General features: G+C 60.6%; 24 protein-coding genes. 19 read left to right on the plus strand and 5 right to left on the minus strand.

Features of this window, described 5'->3' with window-relative positions; all coding sequences use genetic code 11:
- The first annotated feature begins 127 nt into the window (after positions 1-127).
- The 8 genes from F7R11_RS26400 (at position 128) to F7R11_RS26435 (ending at position 3,485) form a co-directional block, all read left to right on the plus strand.
- The gene (locus tag F7R11_RS26400; RefSeq protein ID WP_004636905.1) at positions 128-769 is read left to right on the plus strand and encodes a division plane positioning ATPase MipZ; all 642 of its coding nucleotides are present in this window, start codon (positions 128-130) and stop codon (positions 767-769) included.
- Between the two features lie 39 nt (positions 770-808).
- A complete protein-coding gene (locus tag F7R11_RS26405; protein ID WP_004636903.1) occupies positions 809-1,048 on the plus strand; it encodes a plasmid partition protein ParG in 240 nt (79 codons plus the stop codon).
- A 51-nt stretch (positions 1,049-1,099) separates the two neighbouring features.
- Entirely contained in the window at positions 1,100-1,405 is a 306-nt protein-coding gene (locus F7R11_RS26410; RefSeq protein ID WP_004636902.1) for a DUF7673 family protein, read from the plus strand.
- Positions 1,406-1,454: 49 nt separating this feature from the next.
- Positions 1,455-1,652, plus strand: a complete 198-nt coding sequence (locus F7R11_RS26415) for a hypothetical protein (protein WP_004636900.1) — start codon at positions 1,455-1,457, stop codon at positions 1,650-1,652.
- 88 nt (positions 1,653-1,740) lie between these two features.
- Complete coding sequence (locus tag F7R11_RS26420; RefSeq protein WP_004636899.1) at positions 1,741-2,097, plus strand: hypothetical protein; 357 nt, start codon at positions 1,741-1,743, stop codon at positions 2,095-2,097.
- A gap of 78 nt (positions 2,098-2,175) precedes the next feature.
- On the plus strand, positions 2,176-2,589 hold the full coding sequence (locus F7R11_RS26425; RefSeq protein WP_004636896.1) for a hypothetical protein: 414 nt from the start codon (positions 2,176-2,178) through the stop codon (positions 2,587-2,589).
- Between the two features lie 82 nt (positions 2,590-2,671).
- On the plus strand, positions 2,672-2,884 hold the full coding sequence (locus F7R11_RS26430; RefSeq protein ID WP_021197832.1) for a hypothetical protein: 213 nt from the start codon (positions 2,672-2,674) through the stop codon (positions 2,882-2,884).
- Between the two features lie 151 nt (positions 2,885-3,035).
- Positions 3,036-3,485, plus strand: a complete 450-nt coding sequence (locus tag F7R11_RS26435) for a hypothetical protein (RefSeq protein WP_004636892.1) — start codon at positions 3,036-3,038, stop codon at positions 3,483-3,485.
- A gap of 302 nt (positions 3,486-3,787) precedes the next feature.
- Here F7R11_RS26435 and F7R11_RS26440 read toward each other — a convergent pair whose 3' ends face one another.
- Both F7R11_RS26440 and F7R11_RS26445 read right to left on the minus strand, forming a co-directional pair.
- Entirely contained in the window at positions 3,788-5,521 is a 1,734-nt protein-coding gene (locus tag F7R11_RS26440; protein WP_004636889.1) for a site-specific integrase, read from the minus strand.
- 8 nt (positions 5,522-5,529) lie between these two features.
- Entirely contained in the window at positions 5,530-5,820 is a 291-nt protein-coding gene (locus F7R11_RS26445) for a hypothetical protein (protein WP_004636888.1), read from the minus strand.
- 211 nt (positions 5,821-6,031) lie between these two features.
- Here F7R11_RS26445 and F7R11_RS26450 point away from each other — a divergent pair, with 211 nt between their 5' ends.
- From F7R11_RS26450 to F7R11_RS26460, 3 genes are read left to right on the plus strand one after another with little or no spacing between them, the layout of a single operon-like run.
- Positions 6,032-6,262 carry a hypothetical protein gene (locus F7R11_RS26450; protein ID WP_012436847.1) on the plus strand — a complete coding sequence of 77 codons (231 nt, stop codon included), beginning with the start codon at positions 6,032-6,034 and terminating at the stop codon, positions 6,260-6,262.
- A complete protein-coding gene (locus F7R11_RS26455; RefSeq protein WP_004636884.1) occupies positions 6,249-6,620 on the plus strand; it encodes a type II toxin-antitoxin system PemK/MazF family toxin in 372 nt (123 codons plus the stop codon). The genes F7R11_RS26450 and F7R11_RS26455 overlap by 14 nt, the downstream gene beginning before the upstream one ends.
- Positions 6,617-6,841 carry a hypothetical protein gene (locus F7R11_RS26460; protein WP_004636881.1) on the plus strand — a complete coding sequence of 75 codons (225 nt, stop codon included), beginning with the start codon at positions 6,617-6,619 and terminating at the stop codon, positions 6,839-6,841. The genes F7R11_RS26455 and F7R11_RS26460 overlap by 4 nt, the downstream gene beginning before the upstream one ends.
- Before the next feature lie 38 nt (positions 6,842-6,879).
- Here the strand turns inward: F7R11_RS26460 and F7R11_RS26465 are convergent, their stop codons facing one another.
- The 3 genes from F7R11_RS26465 to F7R11_RS26475 all read right to left on the minus strand — a co-directional run bounded on the left by F7R11_RS26465 (position 6,880) and on the right by F7R11_RS26475 (position 8,392).
- Entirely contained in the window at positions 6,880-7,107 is a 228-nt protein-coding gene (locus F7R11_RS26465) for a hypothetical protein (RefSeq protein ID WP_004636880.1), read from the minus strand.
- 424 nt (positions 7,108-7,531) lie between these two features.
- Positions 7,532-7,921 carry a hypothetical protein gene (locus F7R11_RS26470; protein WP_004636877.1) on the minus strand — a complete coding sequence of 130 codons (390 nt, stop codon included), beginning with the start codon at positions 7,919-7,921 and terminating at the stop codon, positions 7,532-7,534.
- Positions 7,922-8,074: 153 nt separating this feature from the next.
- The gene (locus F7R11_RS26475) at positions 8,075-8,392 is read right to left on the minus strand and encodes a hypothetical protein (protein WP_231973595.1); all 318 of its coding nucleotides are present in this window, start codon (positions 8,390-8,392) and stop codon (positions 8,075-8,077) included.
- Positions 8,393-8,558: 166 nt separating this feature from the next.
- On the opposite strand from F7R11_RS26475, the gene F7R11_RS26480 reads away from it, so the two are divergent.
- The 8 genes from F7R11_RS26480 to F7R11_RS26515 all read left to right on the plus strand — a co-directional run.
- Entirely contained in the window at positions 8,559-8,828 is a 270-nt protein-coding gene (locus F7R11_RS26480; RefSeq protein ID WP_004636872.1) for a helix-turn-helix domain-containing protein, read from the plus strand.
- A 173-nt stretch (positions 8,829-9,001) separates the two neighbouring features.
- Positions 9,002-9,841, plus strand: coding sequence for a hypothetical protein (locus F7R11_RS27370; protein WP_037012878.1), 840 nt, complete (start codon positions 9,002-9,004; stop codon positions 9,839-9,841).
- Positions 9,838-10,275 carry a lytic transglycosylase domain-containing protein gene (locus F7R11_RS26490; protein WP_004636280.1) on the plus strand — a complete coding sequence of 146 codons (438 nt, stop codon included), beginning with the start codon at positions 9,838-9,840 and terminating at the stop codon, positions 10,273-10,275. Before F7R11_RS27370 ends, F7R11_RS26490 begins: the two co-directional genes overlap by 4 nt.
- A 29-nt stretch (positions 10,276-10,304) precedes the next feature.
- Positions 10,305-10,904, plus strand: coding sequence for a toxin co-regulated pilus biosynthesis Q family protein (locus tag F7R11_RS26495; RefSeq protein ID WP_004636277.1), 600 nt, complete (start codon positions 10,305-10,307; stop codon positions 10,902-10,904).
- Positions 10,901-12,586: a hypothetical protein gene (locus F7R11_RS26500; protein WP_004636275.1), complete on the plus strand. Its 1,686-nt coding sequence runs from the start codon at positions 10,901-10,903 to the stop codon at positions 12,584-12,586. The genes F7R11_RS26495 and F7R11_RS26500 overlap by 4 nt, the downstream gene beginning before the upstream one ends.
- A 17-nt stretch (positions 12,587-12,603) precedes the next feature.
- Positions 12,604-13,170: a type IV pilus biogenesis protein PilP gene (gene pilP / locus F7R11_RS26505; RefSeq protein ID WP_004636274.1), complete on the plus strand. Its 567-nt coding sequence runs from the start codon at positions 12,604-12,606 to the stop codon at positions 13,168-13,170.
- 2 nt (positions 13,171-13,172) lie between these two features.
- Positions 13,173-14,429: a type 4b pilus protein PilO2 gene (pilO2, locus tag F7R11_RS26510; RefSeq protein ID WP_004636272.1), complete on the plus strand. Its 1,257-nt coding sequence runs from the start codon at positions 13,173-13,175 to the stop codon at positions 14,427-14,429.
- Positions 14,429-15,625: ATPase, T2SS/T4P/T4SS family (locus F7R11_RS26515; protein ID WP_151180577.1), on the plus strand; the 1,197-nt coding region annotated here is incomplete at its 3' end. The genes pilO2 and F7R11_RS26515, both read left to right, overlap by 1 nt.

Genomic DNA, 15,625 nt, shown 5'->3' on the forward strand with positions numbered 1-15,625 from the left:
ACTTAAACACTCAACTCAAAAGAGTGACGCATATACGCAACTCATCAACTCAAATGAGTTGATAAAGTGATGCGCTACTCTTATACTTAACTCTGTTACTCAACTCAAATGAGGTGATGATGTGAGTATGATCGTGCTTGTGGCAGCAGAGAAGGGCGGTACGGGGAAGTCCACCATTGCCAGCAACATCGCCGTGCATCTGGTTCGCCAGAATGTCGATGTTGTCCTGGTCGATACCGATGGCCAAGCGACATGCGCTCGGTTTTCCGAACGACGCGACGAAGCGGGTATCGGCCCAGCGGTGCCGTGTATCCAGCGGACGGGCGATGTCGCGGCGACGCTGCGCGATTTATCGCGGCGCTACCAGGTGATTGTGGTAGACGCCGGCGGCCGCGATTCCCGCGAAATGCGGTCGGCAATGGCTGTTTCCAACCTGTTGCTGGTGCCTACCCGCGCCAGCCAGGCCGATCTGGAGACGCTGCCGAAGGTCAACGAACTAGTCAGCTTGGCCCGAGGCCTGAATCCCGACCTGAAGGCCTTCGCGGTGCTGTCGATGGCGCCGTCCAATCCGACGATTCGAGAGGTGGACGACGCGCGCGAGGCGCTAAGCCAGTTCGATCAGCTCGAACTGGCGGACACCATCATCCGCGACCGGAAGGTCTACCGTGATGCGTTACTCAACGGAAATGGAGTGGTTGAGTTGAGTAATTCCCAGGCGTGCGCCGAGATCCAGCTGCTCGCCCAGGAATTCTTTGAGGTCGCCGCGTAGGCGTGAGTGTTTAAGTAACAACTCTTTTGAGTTACGCAAATGAGTAAATTTAAGATTGCCACCAAGAGCTCCGATGCCGGTAAGCCGGTGTCGCGGGACGAATTTGTCGGCGGCGCTGCGATGGTCCAGTCGCAGGTCGGAAACCGGCCCCTTAAGCCCGTGCGCGTGAACTTCGACCTGGACCCGGACGAACATCGGCGTTTGAAGATGCGAGCAGTTGAGGCGGGCATTTCCATCGCAGATCTCGTGCGCGGTCTGATCCGCAAGGAAATCAGCTAGCTGATGCTCAACTCAACGGCTTAACCCAATAACTCAACTCATGAGGAAAGCATGGCCAAGATGACGGATGCAGAACGAGCCGCCCTGGAACGCCTGATCTCGCACGCGATGCGCGACAGCGGGCAGAGCCGACGTGTCGCCGACTTTCTGTTGGCATGGTGGAACCCGGGCCAATGCGGTGGGTTCGATATCACCGTGACCTGGGGGCTCGACGACGAGATCGTGGAGGACGTGGTGGTCGTGTTTGGCTATGCCGCACGGAACAACCACTATCCGGACACCTTGGGCTACGGCTCGCAATTTGAGGCCATTGTCAGGGCGTGGCGGCCGGAACTGGTATCCGAAGAAGGTCAGTGATTCCCAGGGGAACGCCGGCCGCACCGGCATAACGAAAAGAGGACAAAAAATGGTTAAGGATCTCGGAATTCATCCGCCCAACACGCTCATTCTCGATAGCGTGACCTTCTGCGTGGACTTTTCTAAGGTTTCCATCGAAGGCGGTCACCCGATGGGACCAGTGTTCGCATATGGGGCGGCAAGAGCAGTCTTGTCGGCCAATGACGCAGAGCGGCTTGTTGCTGCTGGCGTCAAGGACAATCGCTAGATAGAGATGGGCCGGGCATCCTGGAGGATCAGGATTTGCGAGTGCCTGTCGAACCTCGCCAATGACAACCAGATGGATGGAGGATGAAATGTATGCCGTAATCGAAAAGTCGCTCGGTGGGCTAACGCTTCCGTACTACCTGCGCCACCTTTGCTTTGCCCTGATTTTCCCGCTCATGCTGTTCGCCCAGGTGAATCACCAGCCCGGCAGCGGTGGGATGTTCCTGCTCGCCGTGGTGAACACCCTGCTGTACCCGTATGCACGGTTCCTCTATGAACGAGTTTGGGGCTTCATCATGGGGGATACCAAGTTCATGCTGGGCGTTCTCTGGGTGTCGCTGGGGAAGCTCGCCACCATGATGGCGTGCTGGTGCTTAGCCGTTTTCCTGGCGCCCATCAGCCTTGTATACCTCTACTATCTGCGCGAACGAACAGTGCAACAGTGACCAGCTGCGTGCAAGAACCGGAAGAAGGGCTGAACAATGCCAGTAAAAAGATTGCCGCCAGTTCCTGCAGGCGTGTCGATGTACTTTTACATGAGATTCGCTGCAGGCGACGAGTGGTATCGGTTTAAGACGATGGCGGACATGCCACCTTGCTTGAAGCATGATTACCCGACACGTGATCTTGAATTTCGGGTTCCTCCGCTGTGCCACAGTTTTGAGATCGTCACCATAGATCTGCGCGCCGCCCTCGCAACGTTGCCGGACAACGAGCAGTTGAACCTCAATCCGGCACGGTGGAGTCGTGTTCGGCGGGATTTAAGCGAAGGCTGGTGCTACACACCGTGGATGGGCGTGGAGCAGGGACGAGCAAGTCTGACGGACGGTCGCCACCGCATCGTTGCGATGATGAAATTTTTGGAGCTGGAGTATGCCGAATTCGCTGTTCAACCCGAACACATTGCAACAGTGCGAGCGCAGGTCAAAACGCGCTGACGCGAGCCACTGTGTGAGTAATTGCGGAAGGGTCACGATGAAGAACCAAATTTTCGGACGAAAGGTCGGCTCTGGAAAAGACATGACTTGTCTAATCAGGGGTGACGGGGCATCGAGCGGCGGCAAGCCCGTCGACCCAGGTGTCATTGATGAGTTCGTCGTCGCGAACACGCGACGCGCGGTCAAACTGCTCCGAGAGAAGGGTGTGGAGGGTTACGTCCTGTTCGAGGGCGACCCGACACCATACGAATTCACGCCGGACGCAGATTTCGTCTATCCGGCTGTCATCCACTAGGAAAACACAGGGAATAGGGCGCCCGAAAAATCTTCTTGCATCCTGCAAAAGTGCTCCATAGACTGGAACCTGTCTTTAGACGTCCTGCCATTCGTGGGTCGTCTAACGACGCTCCACGGATGGCCTCTTTTACCTTTGAAGGAGGTTCATCATGTTGAATGCAGCTACCAAGACCACTGCCGTCCTGTTCCCGGTTTCCGACGATCGCCGCACTGAAAATGGTCCGCTGTTCTCGGGCTCCATCAAGCTCGAAGATACGCAGATCCCGCTGGCAGCCTTCCTGAAGGATGCCGAGAGTGGTGAAAGTCAGTTCCTGGACCTGGCGGTGGGTGCAAGGGGGCAGCAGCACTTCTCGGGTCGGCTTTTCCGCAGCACCGAGAAGAAGAACGCCAAGTCGCCCGATTACACGGGTTATTTGATCGTTCTGCCCATGACGCCTGATGTGCGCAATGAGTACACCAAGGAAGAATGGGAAGCTGCTCCGCGACTGAAGGTGTACGGTCGTCGCATGCGAAACGCGGACAATTCTCCGCGCATCTCGCTCGACATCGCACCGCCCAAGTCCGATGCACCCGTTGGTGATAACGAGCTCGCGTTTTAACACGTGGAGTTGGCTCTGTGCCGACGCAGCACCAAGCGAGAGGGTTTCCCCCTCTCGCTTTTTCATTTGCCGGCGTGCCGGCACTGGATGATTCTTCTGCATACCTGCGCGGCTGAAAGGCGAGCTTGCAGAGAGGTGGTTTGCCTGGTGCCGGTGGCCACGGGCACAACCTGGTGGTCATCCCCGCTGCTCGGCCCCGCGAGGCGCGCTGGCCGCGCGACAGCCTCCCAGATCCTCGCCGCCTCTCCATGTCCCCCAAGGGGACCCCTAGCGGCTCTAACCAGGCGCGGACACTCCCGACGCTAGACGCTGAACAGCTTGGCGACTTCGCGTTGGCGCCGGCGGGCACCGGCCTTGTCGTAGATCGCCGAAGTCGCGGGCGAGGCGTGCCCCAGGTAGCTTTGCCTCACATCGAGCGGCACCCCGGCCTCGGCGCCCGCAGTGCCGAAAGCGTGCCGGAACGCATGGGGATGCAGATGGATTGCCTGGGCGCGTAGATCTGGGTCGGCTTGCTCCAGGTGCGCACGGAAAGCCTCCGCGGCGCGAGTAACCAGGTGGCGCAGCCCTCGGTCGCTGTAGCCACGGCGGCCGTCGGCGGCCTTGGCCAGCGCACGCGGGCTGGTGCAGGGCTCGGCAGGTGCCAGCAGCGGGCCCTCTGCAGCGTGTTCGTCCCCCAGATCTCGCCAGTGCGCCACCAGTGCGTCATGTGCGCGGCGGCTGATTGGCACCATCCGCGTCTTGGTTCGCTTGCCGACGATGCGTAGCTCACCCCACAGCGGGCCATCGCCGCCGGCGGGCCGCAGGCCCGATCGTTCGGCGCCGGCGGCCTCGAATACACGCATACCGGAATCGTGCAACAGCAACACGGCGGCGCGGATGGTACGCCAGCGCACGTCATCGGCGGCCTGCGCGTCTAGCCATGGCTGCAGCGCTTGCCAGACCGCCGGCGGCACCGCGCGCTCGATGTCGATATCGAGTGCAGCCACACGCAGCGCTGGCATGCCGTCCCATGGGTTCGAGTCCAGATAGCGGCGGCCAACCAGCCACTCGCATAGGGCCGCCAGGACCTGCTCAGCATAGGCGCGGCTGCGCGTCGACAGCGGCCCTTGGAACGGCCGCCAGCCCGGCAGTGTGCGTGCGACCTGCGGCCCGCTCCAGCGTGGCCCGAAATCCTTCTGTGCCAGGAAAGCCCGGTACGCCAGGCAATCATCGGTCAGCAGATCGCTGAAAGCCTTGCCGCGCTCCAGGATGGCCCAGGCCAAGCAGCGTTCCGCTTCCTTGCGATACGCGCGCCAGGTGTGACCACCGGCTGGCCACAGCGACAACCAGGTCTGGATTGCCTGGTAGTCGTTGAGTGCGTCGATGCGGCAGCGGTTGGTGTCGCCCCGGTTGATGCCGGCGCGGCCATCGAGGGCCGCCGGCAGGCGGATCGCTTCCAGCGGCACCGCGCGGCCGGCGTGCGGCACGAGCTCGGGCGAGGGGAGCGCGGCAGGCAACGATACGCCAGTGACGTGGGCGCCCAGGCGCCCTAGTGTCGCTTCAGCTGCAGCCAGGGTGCGCACAATGGTCGCCGCAGCGGCCGGGCCGATGCGTGGCACACGGCGCCACCAGGCTCGGCCCAGATCGTTGGCCAGCGTCATCAGTTCGCCCAGCGTGGCCACGCCGGCGGCCTGCAGCCGGCGTGCCAGTGGTGCAGCAAACCACAAACGCACGTCGTGCTTGGTCGCCGGTGCCGGCGTACCCAATTCTTCCAGGCGCCGCAGGCCTGCGAGCACCTGGTTCAACGCCGTGGTTGAGCGCGGCCCGGTGGCCAACAGGCTGGCCAGCGCTTCCTGTTCATGACGCAGCGCCAGTTGCGCGAGCGTGGCGCGAATCGCGCGTAGCGCACGCAGGGCCAGGCTTTCTGTCCACTCGATGTCGGGATCGGACGACAGCCAACGGTCGGCCACGTCGACCGCCGCCACGCCCTGCAGCCAGGCGCGCATGGCGGCGTACTGGGCACGGGTTACATCGATGGCTTGATTTGAGTTTTTCATCAACTCACCTACTCAATTGGCGTGCCCGAATCTTCTCTGCTCGCGCGGTCGCGTTGCTCCATCTCGGCCTCGCACTCGGGCGAGCAACAGCCGCTGTAGCGCAGCGCGTAGTGGATCGTGTCGTAGAAGGCGACTGGCTGGCCGCATCCGTTGGCGCAGCTGCGGTGTTTGTCCAGCCACGCCGCACGCTGGGCGACCTGCTCACGCCTGGCCGCTTCCTGTCGTCGCTGCCGCTTGCGGTAGTACGGCGCCTGTTCTGGCTTGGGGGTGAAGGGGCCATAACGGCCGTTGATCTTCATGCAGTGCCTCCGGCGCACACTTAACGTGTGATCTAAACGACACAAAAATTACGACCTACTTTCTGCAAAACCCCGCTTTTGCGGCTAAAACGCCATGCCGATAATAGCATTTATCGGCAAGGGAGCGAGCCAAGCGTATGCACTTTTGTCTTACATCTACGTATTACGTTTTCTGCTAAAATTCGGTCAGAACATGCCCATGGAGGGAAACATGCAAGCCCACACCCTGTCTTTCCGCGCCGGCGACGCTTTTGTCGCCGAGACGCGCACGCTGGCCGAACAGGCCGGCTTGAAGAGTTCCGACTACATCCGCGAAGCTGTGCGCGAGAAGAACGAGCGCATGATGGCCGAGCGCATCGCCGCGCTGTCGCGCAAGCTGTCGGCCAAGCACCTGGCGGAAAACCAAGCCATCGAGGGCACGATTGCCGATGGCCTCGCCTAAAGTCAAACGCGGCCAGGTCTGGGCCGTCGATTTCGAACCGCAGACCCACAAGCAGGAGCCGGGCAAGCGAAACCGCCCGGCTCTTGTCATTCAGACCAACCTGCTAAACGATGCTGGCCACGCTACCACCATCGTCATCCCGGGCACCTCGGACGTTGAGCGCGAGGACTGCTTCCCGCTGCGTGTCGCGCTGGGCCGCCTGCCGGGCCAGGCCGTCGACGAGGCGACCGATCTGCTGATCGACCAGATCCGCGCGATCTCGAACGATCGCCTGATGGGCGACAAGCCCATCACGACGCTGAACACGAACCACATGCGCCGCGTCGAAGACGCGCTGCGGCTGTTGCTGAGCCTATGAGAGCCGTCCGCGGCACCCGCTGGATCGGCTGTGCTGCCTGCGGTGTTCTGCGCGATCACGTCCGTGAGACCGTTCAGCTCACCCCATTCGATGCCAACCAGGCAGGCGAAACCTGGATCTGCACGTTCTGCGGCGCTGCCCGTCTGCTTGCAAGGCCCTGCAGCGACCAGGACGACCGCGAGCAGCTGGAGCGCCGCGGGCAACTGCGCCTGATTGACTGATGCACTTGTCAGCTCAACTCACCTGAGTTGACGTTTCGTCAGTCGCGCAGCAGCTTGAGCGGAGGGGCTTTCTTGATGACGGCCTGTTCCTGGCGGTTGATCTCCTCAGCCTGCTTCTGTCTGGCAAGGCTGGCAGCGATTTGCCGGTCACGAGCCTTCTGCGCTTCTATGCTGCGGTAGTAAAGGGCGGCGAGCACCGCTGCAACGAGTAGTACCCCAATCACAATAAGCACGGGGGCCAGGCTGGGCTCTTTTTGCTGTTCCAATTGGCATCTCCTTTCTTTGGTGTATTTACTCAACTCAATTGAGTTCGCGTTTCTCGGGCGCCCGCCAGCAGGTGGGCGAGGGGCGGCAGCAGCCGGCACGTCCCCACAGCGACGTAGGCCAGCAGGCTGGAGTCGATGTCAGGTAGGCTAGATTAAACGGTAGCGCTCCGATTAAGCGCGCTATATTGTTTTGCGCAAATCATCGGGTATCCAATATGCGAAGAATTAAGTTTCTCGAAATTCAGAGTTGATATTTTCTAATATCAATCCATTTGTTGTTCTTCGGCAACGGAAAATATCCGTTGACTCTTTTTGAGGATTAAGGGCGACGCGAAAGAAAACCCTCCTAATGGGGGGTCGGGGTGGCAGGAACTAATTGTTGTAGACTTCCCGGTTTAGGCAGTATGGGATTACTTCACCCGGACTAGGCGGCGTTTACCAAGTCCTTGCTGGCGGCGGTAGCTGCCGCATCGTACGCATCCACTTTTTCGTAGTCCGCGAGATCCGCTTTGATCTTGGAAAAGCTTGCTGGGCTTAGCTTTGCGGCACGGCGGGCGAAGTTCTGGACCTCTTCGCTCAGGTCCGAAATGGACGACGTGGAGAGCTCCTTAGGACCACGGCCAAGCACTATCCAGATGGCGTTGTACCCGTATCTATCCTGGATGCCAATGGCATGTTCCAGTCGAATCTTTTGGACGTGACCACTCAGCCAATGCTCGACCAGCGCTTTAGAAACGCCGGCAGCACTGGCAATGGCAGCGACCGAAACAGCGGTTTCGCTGCGTATGAGTTGCATTCGTTCATAGAGAGGCATCTCACGAAGCTAGCGTGCAACCCACCATAAGAAATGCGGCTTCGCGACCATAGGAAATTATGGTAATGTTTTGAGAACGCGCGATGCCACCCGGCGCGCGCGTGGGGGAGTAAAGAATCTGGCGGAACTTACCGACCAGGCAGAGAAGTGCACCTACTTAGGCAAACGATGGGCGCTCTTTGCAGCTAGTGCAGGGTTCGAGCCTTGTTCGATTGCTTCGAGCTTGTCCAGCTGCTCAGCATCAACGAGCCACGCTGAGATGATGCTTTCGATGCGAGCTCGACGCTGCGAGCTGAGCGCACCAACACGAAGCGCTAGCGCTTGGATGGTGGGCGAAAGGTCGTTCGACTGCGGGACCAATGTCTTGGGCCCCTCGCCAAGAACGATCCATGTGGCGTTGTAGCCGTACTTTCGTTGAATTTTGATTGCGTACTGAAGCTTTATAGATTTGATCTGACCAGTTAACCACATGCTCGCTGTCCCGCTAGAGACGCCAGCCACATCCCCGAGGACTCCGATCTTGGTCCCGGTCTCTCTGAGGATGGTTTCGATTCGTTCGCTAAGCATCTTAGAAAACTAAGCGATTACATCCTTTGCTTATTGAGTTTCTTTCCTTAGTGTTCTAAGATCGGGGCGCATGAACGCACGCGAACTGATTGCCGCCCTTGGGGGGGTCCCGAAGCTGGTGAAGTTAACCGGCTTGACAGAGGGCCGCATCTACCAATGGCAGACAGGCAACTACATCCCAAGAGCGTGGCTCAAGTTCTTCCGCGCCCGCTACCCGCGAAAGGTGGCATGGGATGAATTGGTTCTGGCTGATCACCCGCCCCGCAAGGTGGGGAGTGTTTTGAAGACTGACCCCGAGTCGCAGTCGAGTCGAGACGAAGATCGGGAGAGGAAGAAATGAAGAATGTCACGACTCACCAGATCGGCATCGTGGCCTTCTACACTCATTAGGAGGTTGCCGGTGAATAGAAGTCCGTAGCAAGCCGCGCAAAAAGCGGCCCGCCAAGGTGTTTGCACCACCAAGGCGGGCCTAGCCAAAAGCCTACCCCAGTTTCCCAACAGAGGAACGATCTCATGGCTTCCCGCATTCTAGCAAATGCGGGCGCAGTGTTGCGCGCGTGCTTTATAGCATGCTTCTCTACTACGGCGTTGTTTCATCCGACGCCCGCTGCCGCCCGCACCAACGTCCTTTGCCCGCTTGATAGTGACGGGCAACCAGGCGCCATCATCTCCTATGTGTCTGCGGGGCCTGGCTCAGCCAACTTGTGTGAACTGAGCAAGGCCAAGACACCAGAACGTGCGCCGACCATTTTGGCGGCGACGGCAATTTCCTTCTCAGCGCCTGATCGCGCCCCAACCCGATCCACTCCGAATTCCGAGGTAGGCGAGCAGCCGGCGGCCTCCAGAAAAGGAACGGGGTCCATGCTGGCTGCAGTCTTCGGTGCCATCGCCATTCGGGACAACAAAGGCGGCGCCACCGAAATCCGCTTCGAGGGTGCACCGCCAGCGGATCTACGCCTCACAGATGTGCAAGGTCGCCTGCTTCCAGCTACTTGGCGCGGCAACATCCTGAGCCTTCCGCCAGTAGCTCGCTTCACGCTGAACGGTTTCAGTCAAGCTGTCGATGTCGCTCGTGTGCAGAGCACTGAATACCAATTTCCTGCCAGCAACTTGACTGGGCTCGAACAGGTATTCGATGAGGGCGATGCTACCTATCTCGCCTTCGACGAGCCCAAAGGCGGCGTTTCGGTGCTTGGCGATGGGCATTCGATCAGCGGCACGCTCAAAGGCCGGTACTACAGGCTCAATGGCATCGCAAGGCAGCTCTCTGTTATCGCTGATGGCGAGGTCGTGCATGTCGATCGCATTGCGCGGGTGCGCTTCTATGAGCGGCCTAGCACGGTGCGCCCATGAAACGCCTCGGCCCGATTCTGCTACTGGTTCTGTCGCTGTCGTCTCCAGCTGCCCACGCAGATTGCCTGGACGACGCAGCGGCGTACCACCGCGTCGATGGCGCGCTCCTGCGCAGCATCGCGCTGCATGAATCGCACATGAATCCTCTGGCCATCAATCGAAATCGTGATGGCTCGCAGGACCTGGGCCTTATGCAAATCAATTCCGCGCATCTGCCACGGTTGGCCCGCTATGGCATCACGCGGCAGCAGCTGCTCGACGCTTGCATCAATGCGTATGTGGGCGCTTGGATCTTGCGCGCCAACATCGACCGGTTTGGCGCGACATGGCGCGCGGTTGGCGCCTACAACGCGACGACACCCGCCAAGCAGCTCAGATATGCCAATCAGATCTACACGCGGTGGCAATCGCTGCAGCGCGCAGCATTGCCTTGATTTCTCTCTGATCTAACGAGTTCAAAACCATGCGCACATTCCATCCATTCCACCGAGCAATGCTCATCTTCTACTTGCTGACTGGCCTTGGCGTGACCGTTGACGCCCAGGCGCGAACAGCGCCGGCCCAGGCCAAAGCAGCTACGGACTGGCAAGAAATGCCAGATGGCACTTGGCAGCGAATCGCCGATGCCAAGGGCGCTATGGAGCCGTCTCCTGAAGAAGGCTGGCAACTGCTCGGATCGACGCCGGCCTCACCGAGTAAATCAGCTCAAGTGCGATCGGGAGTCGCGACTGAAATGCCGAACGGTAAGCGTCCATCCGAAATCTCCCGCTCATCCGCGGCGCCTGTTGCGCCACCCGCACCGGCGGCTGATGCCTTCGTACTGGTCAAGGGCAAATCCATGCAGGCGCAACTGGAGGCGTGGGCGGCACGCGCGGGCTGGACAGTGGAATGGAATGTGCCGGACGGCTGGATCGTTCCCAACGATCAGCCTCTTGGTAACGACTTTGCGCGCGCCGCGCAACAGACGATCGAGCAGCTTGCTGCCAACGGTGCTGACGTGCAAGCGGACATTTGGAAAGGCAACCAGGTGATGGTGGTACACCAAGCAGGAGTAGGCGAATGAAAAACTGGAATCCTCAAATCAAGCCCCTGGTGATAGCACTGATCGCCGTAACTGCTCTGCAGGGTTGCGGCATTACGCAGGTACGTGAGAACCAAGCGGCAATCGTTTCGGACGCACAGGCCAAGCTTGACGGGGCACCTCGTAGCCGCCCGGTAGTCCGGATTCACGATGGATCTTGGCTGATGGGCGAGAAGATTCGCGCAAGCAAACCGCAGCCGGAGATTTTCAGCAAGCAGGTGGTGTTCAAGGGGTCGCTCGCTAGTCTCACTGAAGCGGCGGATTGGATCGCCCAGAACGTTGGCGTACGTGCCACCGTCGAAGCTTCGGCCGCCACTATCCCGCTCCAGATGGCCCGGTCCGGCTCCGGGAACCCGCCCCAACGCATGTCGGATTTGAACGGCCCCCTGCCATCGAGCTACGGCACTGGTGCGGCGCCACTCTCACCGACCGGCGCCGCAATCTCTGCTGGCACGACGGCGAGCGCGTCGGTCGCGCCACTGGTGTTGAGCTATACCGGCAACCTGCGCGGTTTCCTTGAAACGATTGACGCACACTGGGGCGTTTGGGATCGCTACCGCGACGGCACCGTTGCATTTTTCAAGACTGAAACGCGCACCTTTCCGTTGCCAGACCTGGGCGAAGTCGCCTCAATGAACGGCTCGATTTCGGCTAACTCAACTGGGGCGGCTGGCTCGGGATCGTCCGGCACGAGCACGGCATCGACGGGCACCGGTTCATCGAGCGGTTCCGGCAACGGCGGCCAGACAGCGACGCTCGCTGTGGTATCCGATCCGTGGCTGAATCTGGAGAAGATCGCCAAGACAATCGCCGGTGCAGATGCAACAGTGGTGGCCGACAAGCATCTCGGTTCGGTAACGGTCACAGCCACGCCGCCGCAATGTGATCGCCTTGAAGAATGGGTCAAGGGTCTGGACGCCATGTTCGGCAAACAGATCGGCATTGACGTGAAGATCTATGAAGTCCGGTTGTCGCAAGAAGACAACTACGGTTTGAATCTGTCGCTTGCTTACAAGTCCGGCAACGGCCATACCGGCGCGACATTCACTGGAGCTGGCGTTCCAAGCGTAACGAGCACGGCATCGCCAATGACCTTTGGCGCCACCATCGTCGGCGGCAAGTTGGACGGCACCAAGGCCGCGCTCCAAGCGCTGTCCACCTTGGGTAATGTCTCGCGGGTTCTGCAACGCGGTGGCGTCACACAAAACGGCAAGGTGCTTGCGCTGCAGGACGCGACGCTGCAGGACTTCGTGCAAGGCACGCAAACAACGCTAGCCAGCAACGTTGGCTCTACGACGGCTATTCAAACCTCTACCAACATCTCCGGCTTCACTGGCAATTTCCGGCCCAAGGTCATCAATGGCCGAATCATGATGGTCTTCGATATGACCATCTCGGAGCTTCAACCGCTGCAAACCTTTACTTCGGGCAGCAGTGCGAGCCAGTCGACCGTCCAACTGCGAACGATGCCTCTGGCGCGCTTCGAGCAGTCGGTGGGGCTCAGGCCTGGCGAAACGCTGGTACTCACTGGCATGCGCGAGCAATCCACAAGCACAACCAACAACGGTATCGGCTCGCCGTACATGCCGCTGCTGGGCGGTGGCGTCGATGCGCAGAAGAAGGACACGATGATCGCTGTCGTCATCACTGCGCGCCTGCTCTAACCAAGGGAAATTCCGACATGAACAGAACCCTCATGAATGTCTTGGCGAGTGCGCTGCTGGCCGCTATTGCGATTTCCGCGCGCGCGCAGAACGCTTCAGCACCGCAAGCTTCTCTGGCCAGTGCCGGCGCACAGCAAGGCACGTCGTCAGCTGTCAGCCCGGCCGCCGCCGCGGGCGCGCAGCTCGCTCAAGGTGCACGCAGCTCCGAGTCCGATGAATTGGCCAACCTGCAGAAGCAGATTCCGCTGTGGAAAGCACGTGCCGAAATCGCCAAGTACCAGGCCGAGGTCCGTAAATCGGAGCCGGCCGTGGGATTGGCCGCGCCGCTGCCGGCAGCAACCATGGCAGCAGCACAGGGGGCCGTCCCCGCAGCAGCACCGGCCGCATCCGCGCTTGCTGCAGGGCCGCGCGCGATTTCGCTGCACGCCTACGACGGCAAGTACACCGCGATGGTGGAGGTAAACGGCCAAGCCATCCCTGTACGCGCTGGCGACACGCTTGACGGCGGCTGGAAGGTCGCTGGCATTGACGACGCGGGCATCAAGATCGTCAACGGCAAGCGTGTGCGTATTCTGAGGCCCTAACCATGGCGCACGCACTTACCTTTTCCGGTGCGAAGGGTGCTTTTGCAATTGGTTTGTCGTGGCAGCACGAGGAAAACCTGCCAAAGGCACAAAGCTTGCGCAAGCTGGCACGTCAGCTCGGGCCCAACGTGCGATGGGGCGTAGCGTTCAAGAATGCGCACGGCACCTTTCAAAGTGCGCTGTGTGAACCGATTGCAGGCGTCAAACCGTCACGGGCCAGACCTCTAGCGGCCATTGTCGCCACTGCGCATCCGCAACCCTGGGCAGGCCTGTATCACCTGGGCGGCGAGCATTACTGGTACATCGCGGTACGCCAGGGGCAAGCCGTCATCGCCGGCGGCGATCAGGTTGGCACGATCAGCGAACTGGCTGCTATTCGCGCTTATCACCAATCGCTACCAGGCTGGACCGAGATCGAGGGCAATCTAGACGACTTGGCCAACCTTGCACGCCAGGCCACGAGCGTGCCGGCTCTACACGACGTGCAGTCTGGCTCCTGGCGGACTGCCGCGCTTGCCGTAACAGCAATTGCGCTTGTGGTGGGAACTGTCTTTGGCGGCTGGTACTTGTATGACCAACAGCAAGAGGCCGAACGCTTGGCGGCCCAGGCCCGCCAGAAGGCAGCGGCCGCGCGCAAAGCTGCTGCTGCCCAGCAACGCATCCAACCTTGGCTTCGCGAGCCCACGCCGGCGATGTTCTTCGAGGCCTGCCGGGCGGCCTGGCACGAGCAGGAGTTGGCCATGCGTGGCTGGACGCTCGCCAGTTGGCATTGCAAGCCCCGTCCTGGTAACGCCCCCGAAGCTGGCCGAATTTCCATCGAGACATCGTGGAACCGAGAAGGCGGCCTTGCAGCGGATGCGCCTGGCGCACTCTCGGCTGACGGGCAGTCGGCCAATCATTCTCGCGAGGCCTCCTCGCCTTTTGGGCCGCCGGCGAATATCGACGTGCTCCCCCTTACTGCCGCACGCAAGAACATCTGGATGCTCGCGCAGGAACATGGCTTGACTTTGCGCTTGACCGATCCACCGCCTCCGCCAGCGCAGGCCGACAAGGATGCGCCACCCCCCGATCCTTGGATTCAGGTGACGGCGAATTTTACGCTGGCCGCACCGCCCTGGTTGGATTTGGCCGCGGCTTTCGATGTAGTGCCGGGCCTGCGCGTAGTCGACCTGGGCTACGACGCGCGAGCTCAACAATGGACCGCCAACGGCACGCTTTACACCGCGCGAGGCGCGGCGCCTGTACACGGAGGAATTTGATGTTTGCCTTCCTGAACCGTTTTGTTCGCAAACCGGCGCGGCTCGATCCCGGCGCGGCTGGCCGTGGCGGTGCCGTGACAGCCACGGACAAGGCCAATCTGGTGCCCGAACCGCCCGAAGCGCTGGCACCCCACGTCGTCTATCCGCGAGTGTTTGGCCCGCGTTTTGAACAGATCGCAGTTGATCTGAATCTGCTCTCTACAGGCCAGGCCCAGGCACTGCGCCAGCGGGCAGCAGGGCAGGGTGGGTATGTCGAATACCTGGCTCCGACGTTTGGCCTATCGTCCGAACAGGTGCAACGTGTGCTGGCCGCGCAGGGTTTTGTCGTGCACGTGGATGCACGTCACTATGGCACCCCGCGCTTTCTAGCATGGGAAGCCGTGCTACGGCGCCTGGGTGCCACGCCCCAGGTCAGGAAAGCCTCCGCCCAGGACCTGGCGGCGCTGCGCCGGGAGTTGGCCAATGCCGGGCGGCTGGACGATACCGATCTACAGACCCTGGCCAAGGCGCGTCAACTGATCGCCGATGCTGCCGCAGTCGGCGCCTCTGACATTCACATCCTGGTGCGCGAGGACCACACCGAGGTCCAGATCCGCATCAAGGGCGATCTGTGGACAGTCGCCTCGATGTCGATGCGCCGCGAGGAAGGTGAGCGCCTGACGCGCTCTATGTATTCGGGCTTGGCCACCATCAAGGAGGACAGCTACAAGGCGCTGAACTTCCAGAATGCACAGATCACAGGTGAAGCGCTGCCCGGCACGGGGCTCACCTCTGTACGGATTATTCGAGGGCCATCATTTCCGGTGGAGTCCGGTGGCGGCTTCTTGGTTGCACGTTTGCAATATCGTGATCTTGCGGCGCAATCCGAGGGCTCCCCAGAAGTTGCGAAGCGCTTGGATTTGTGCACGCCCAAAGCGCCACCGGGCGCTTTCCGTTTGGGAGAGATGGGTTACACGCCGCTGCAGGTGGAACTCGTCTCACGGCTGATGCATCGCCCGATGGGTGCTGTCATCGTGACCGGCCCTACGGGCTCGGGTAAAACTACCACGCTCTATGAATACACGCGGGAACGGGCGCGCCTGCTCCCACATGACCGCCTGATCACCATCGAGGACCCCACCGAATACCCGATGAACTGGGCGATCCAGCTCGTCACCGACAGCAAAAGCTTTCCGCAGATGCTGACCAAGACGCTG

Source organism: Ralstonia insidiosa (genome assembly GCF_008801405.1).
GTDB classification, from domain to species: domain Bacteria; phylum Pseudomonadota; class Gammaproteobacteria; order Burkholderiales; family Burkholderiaceae; genus Ralstonia; species Ralstonia insidiosa.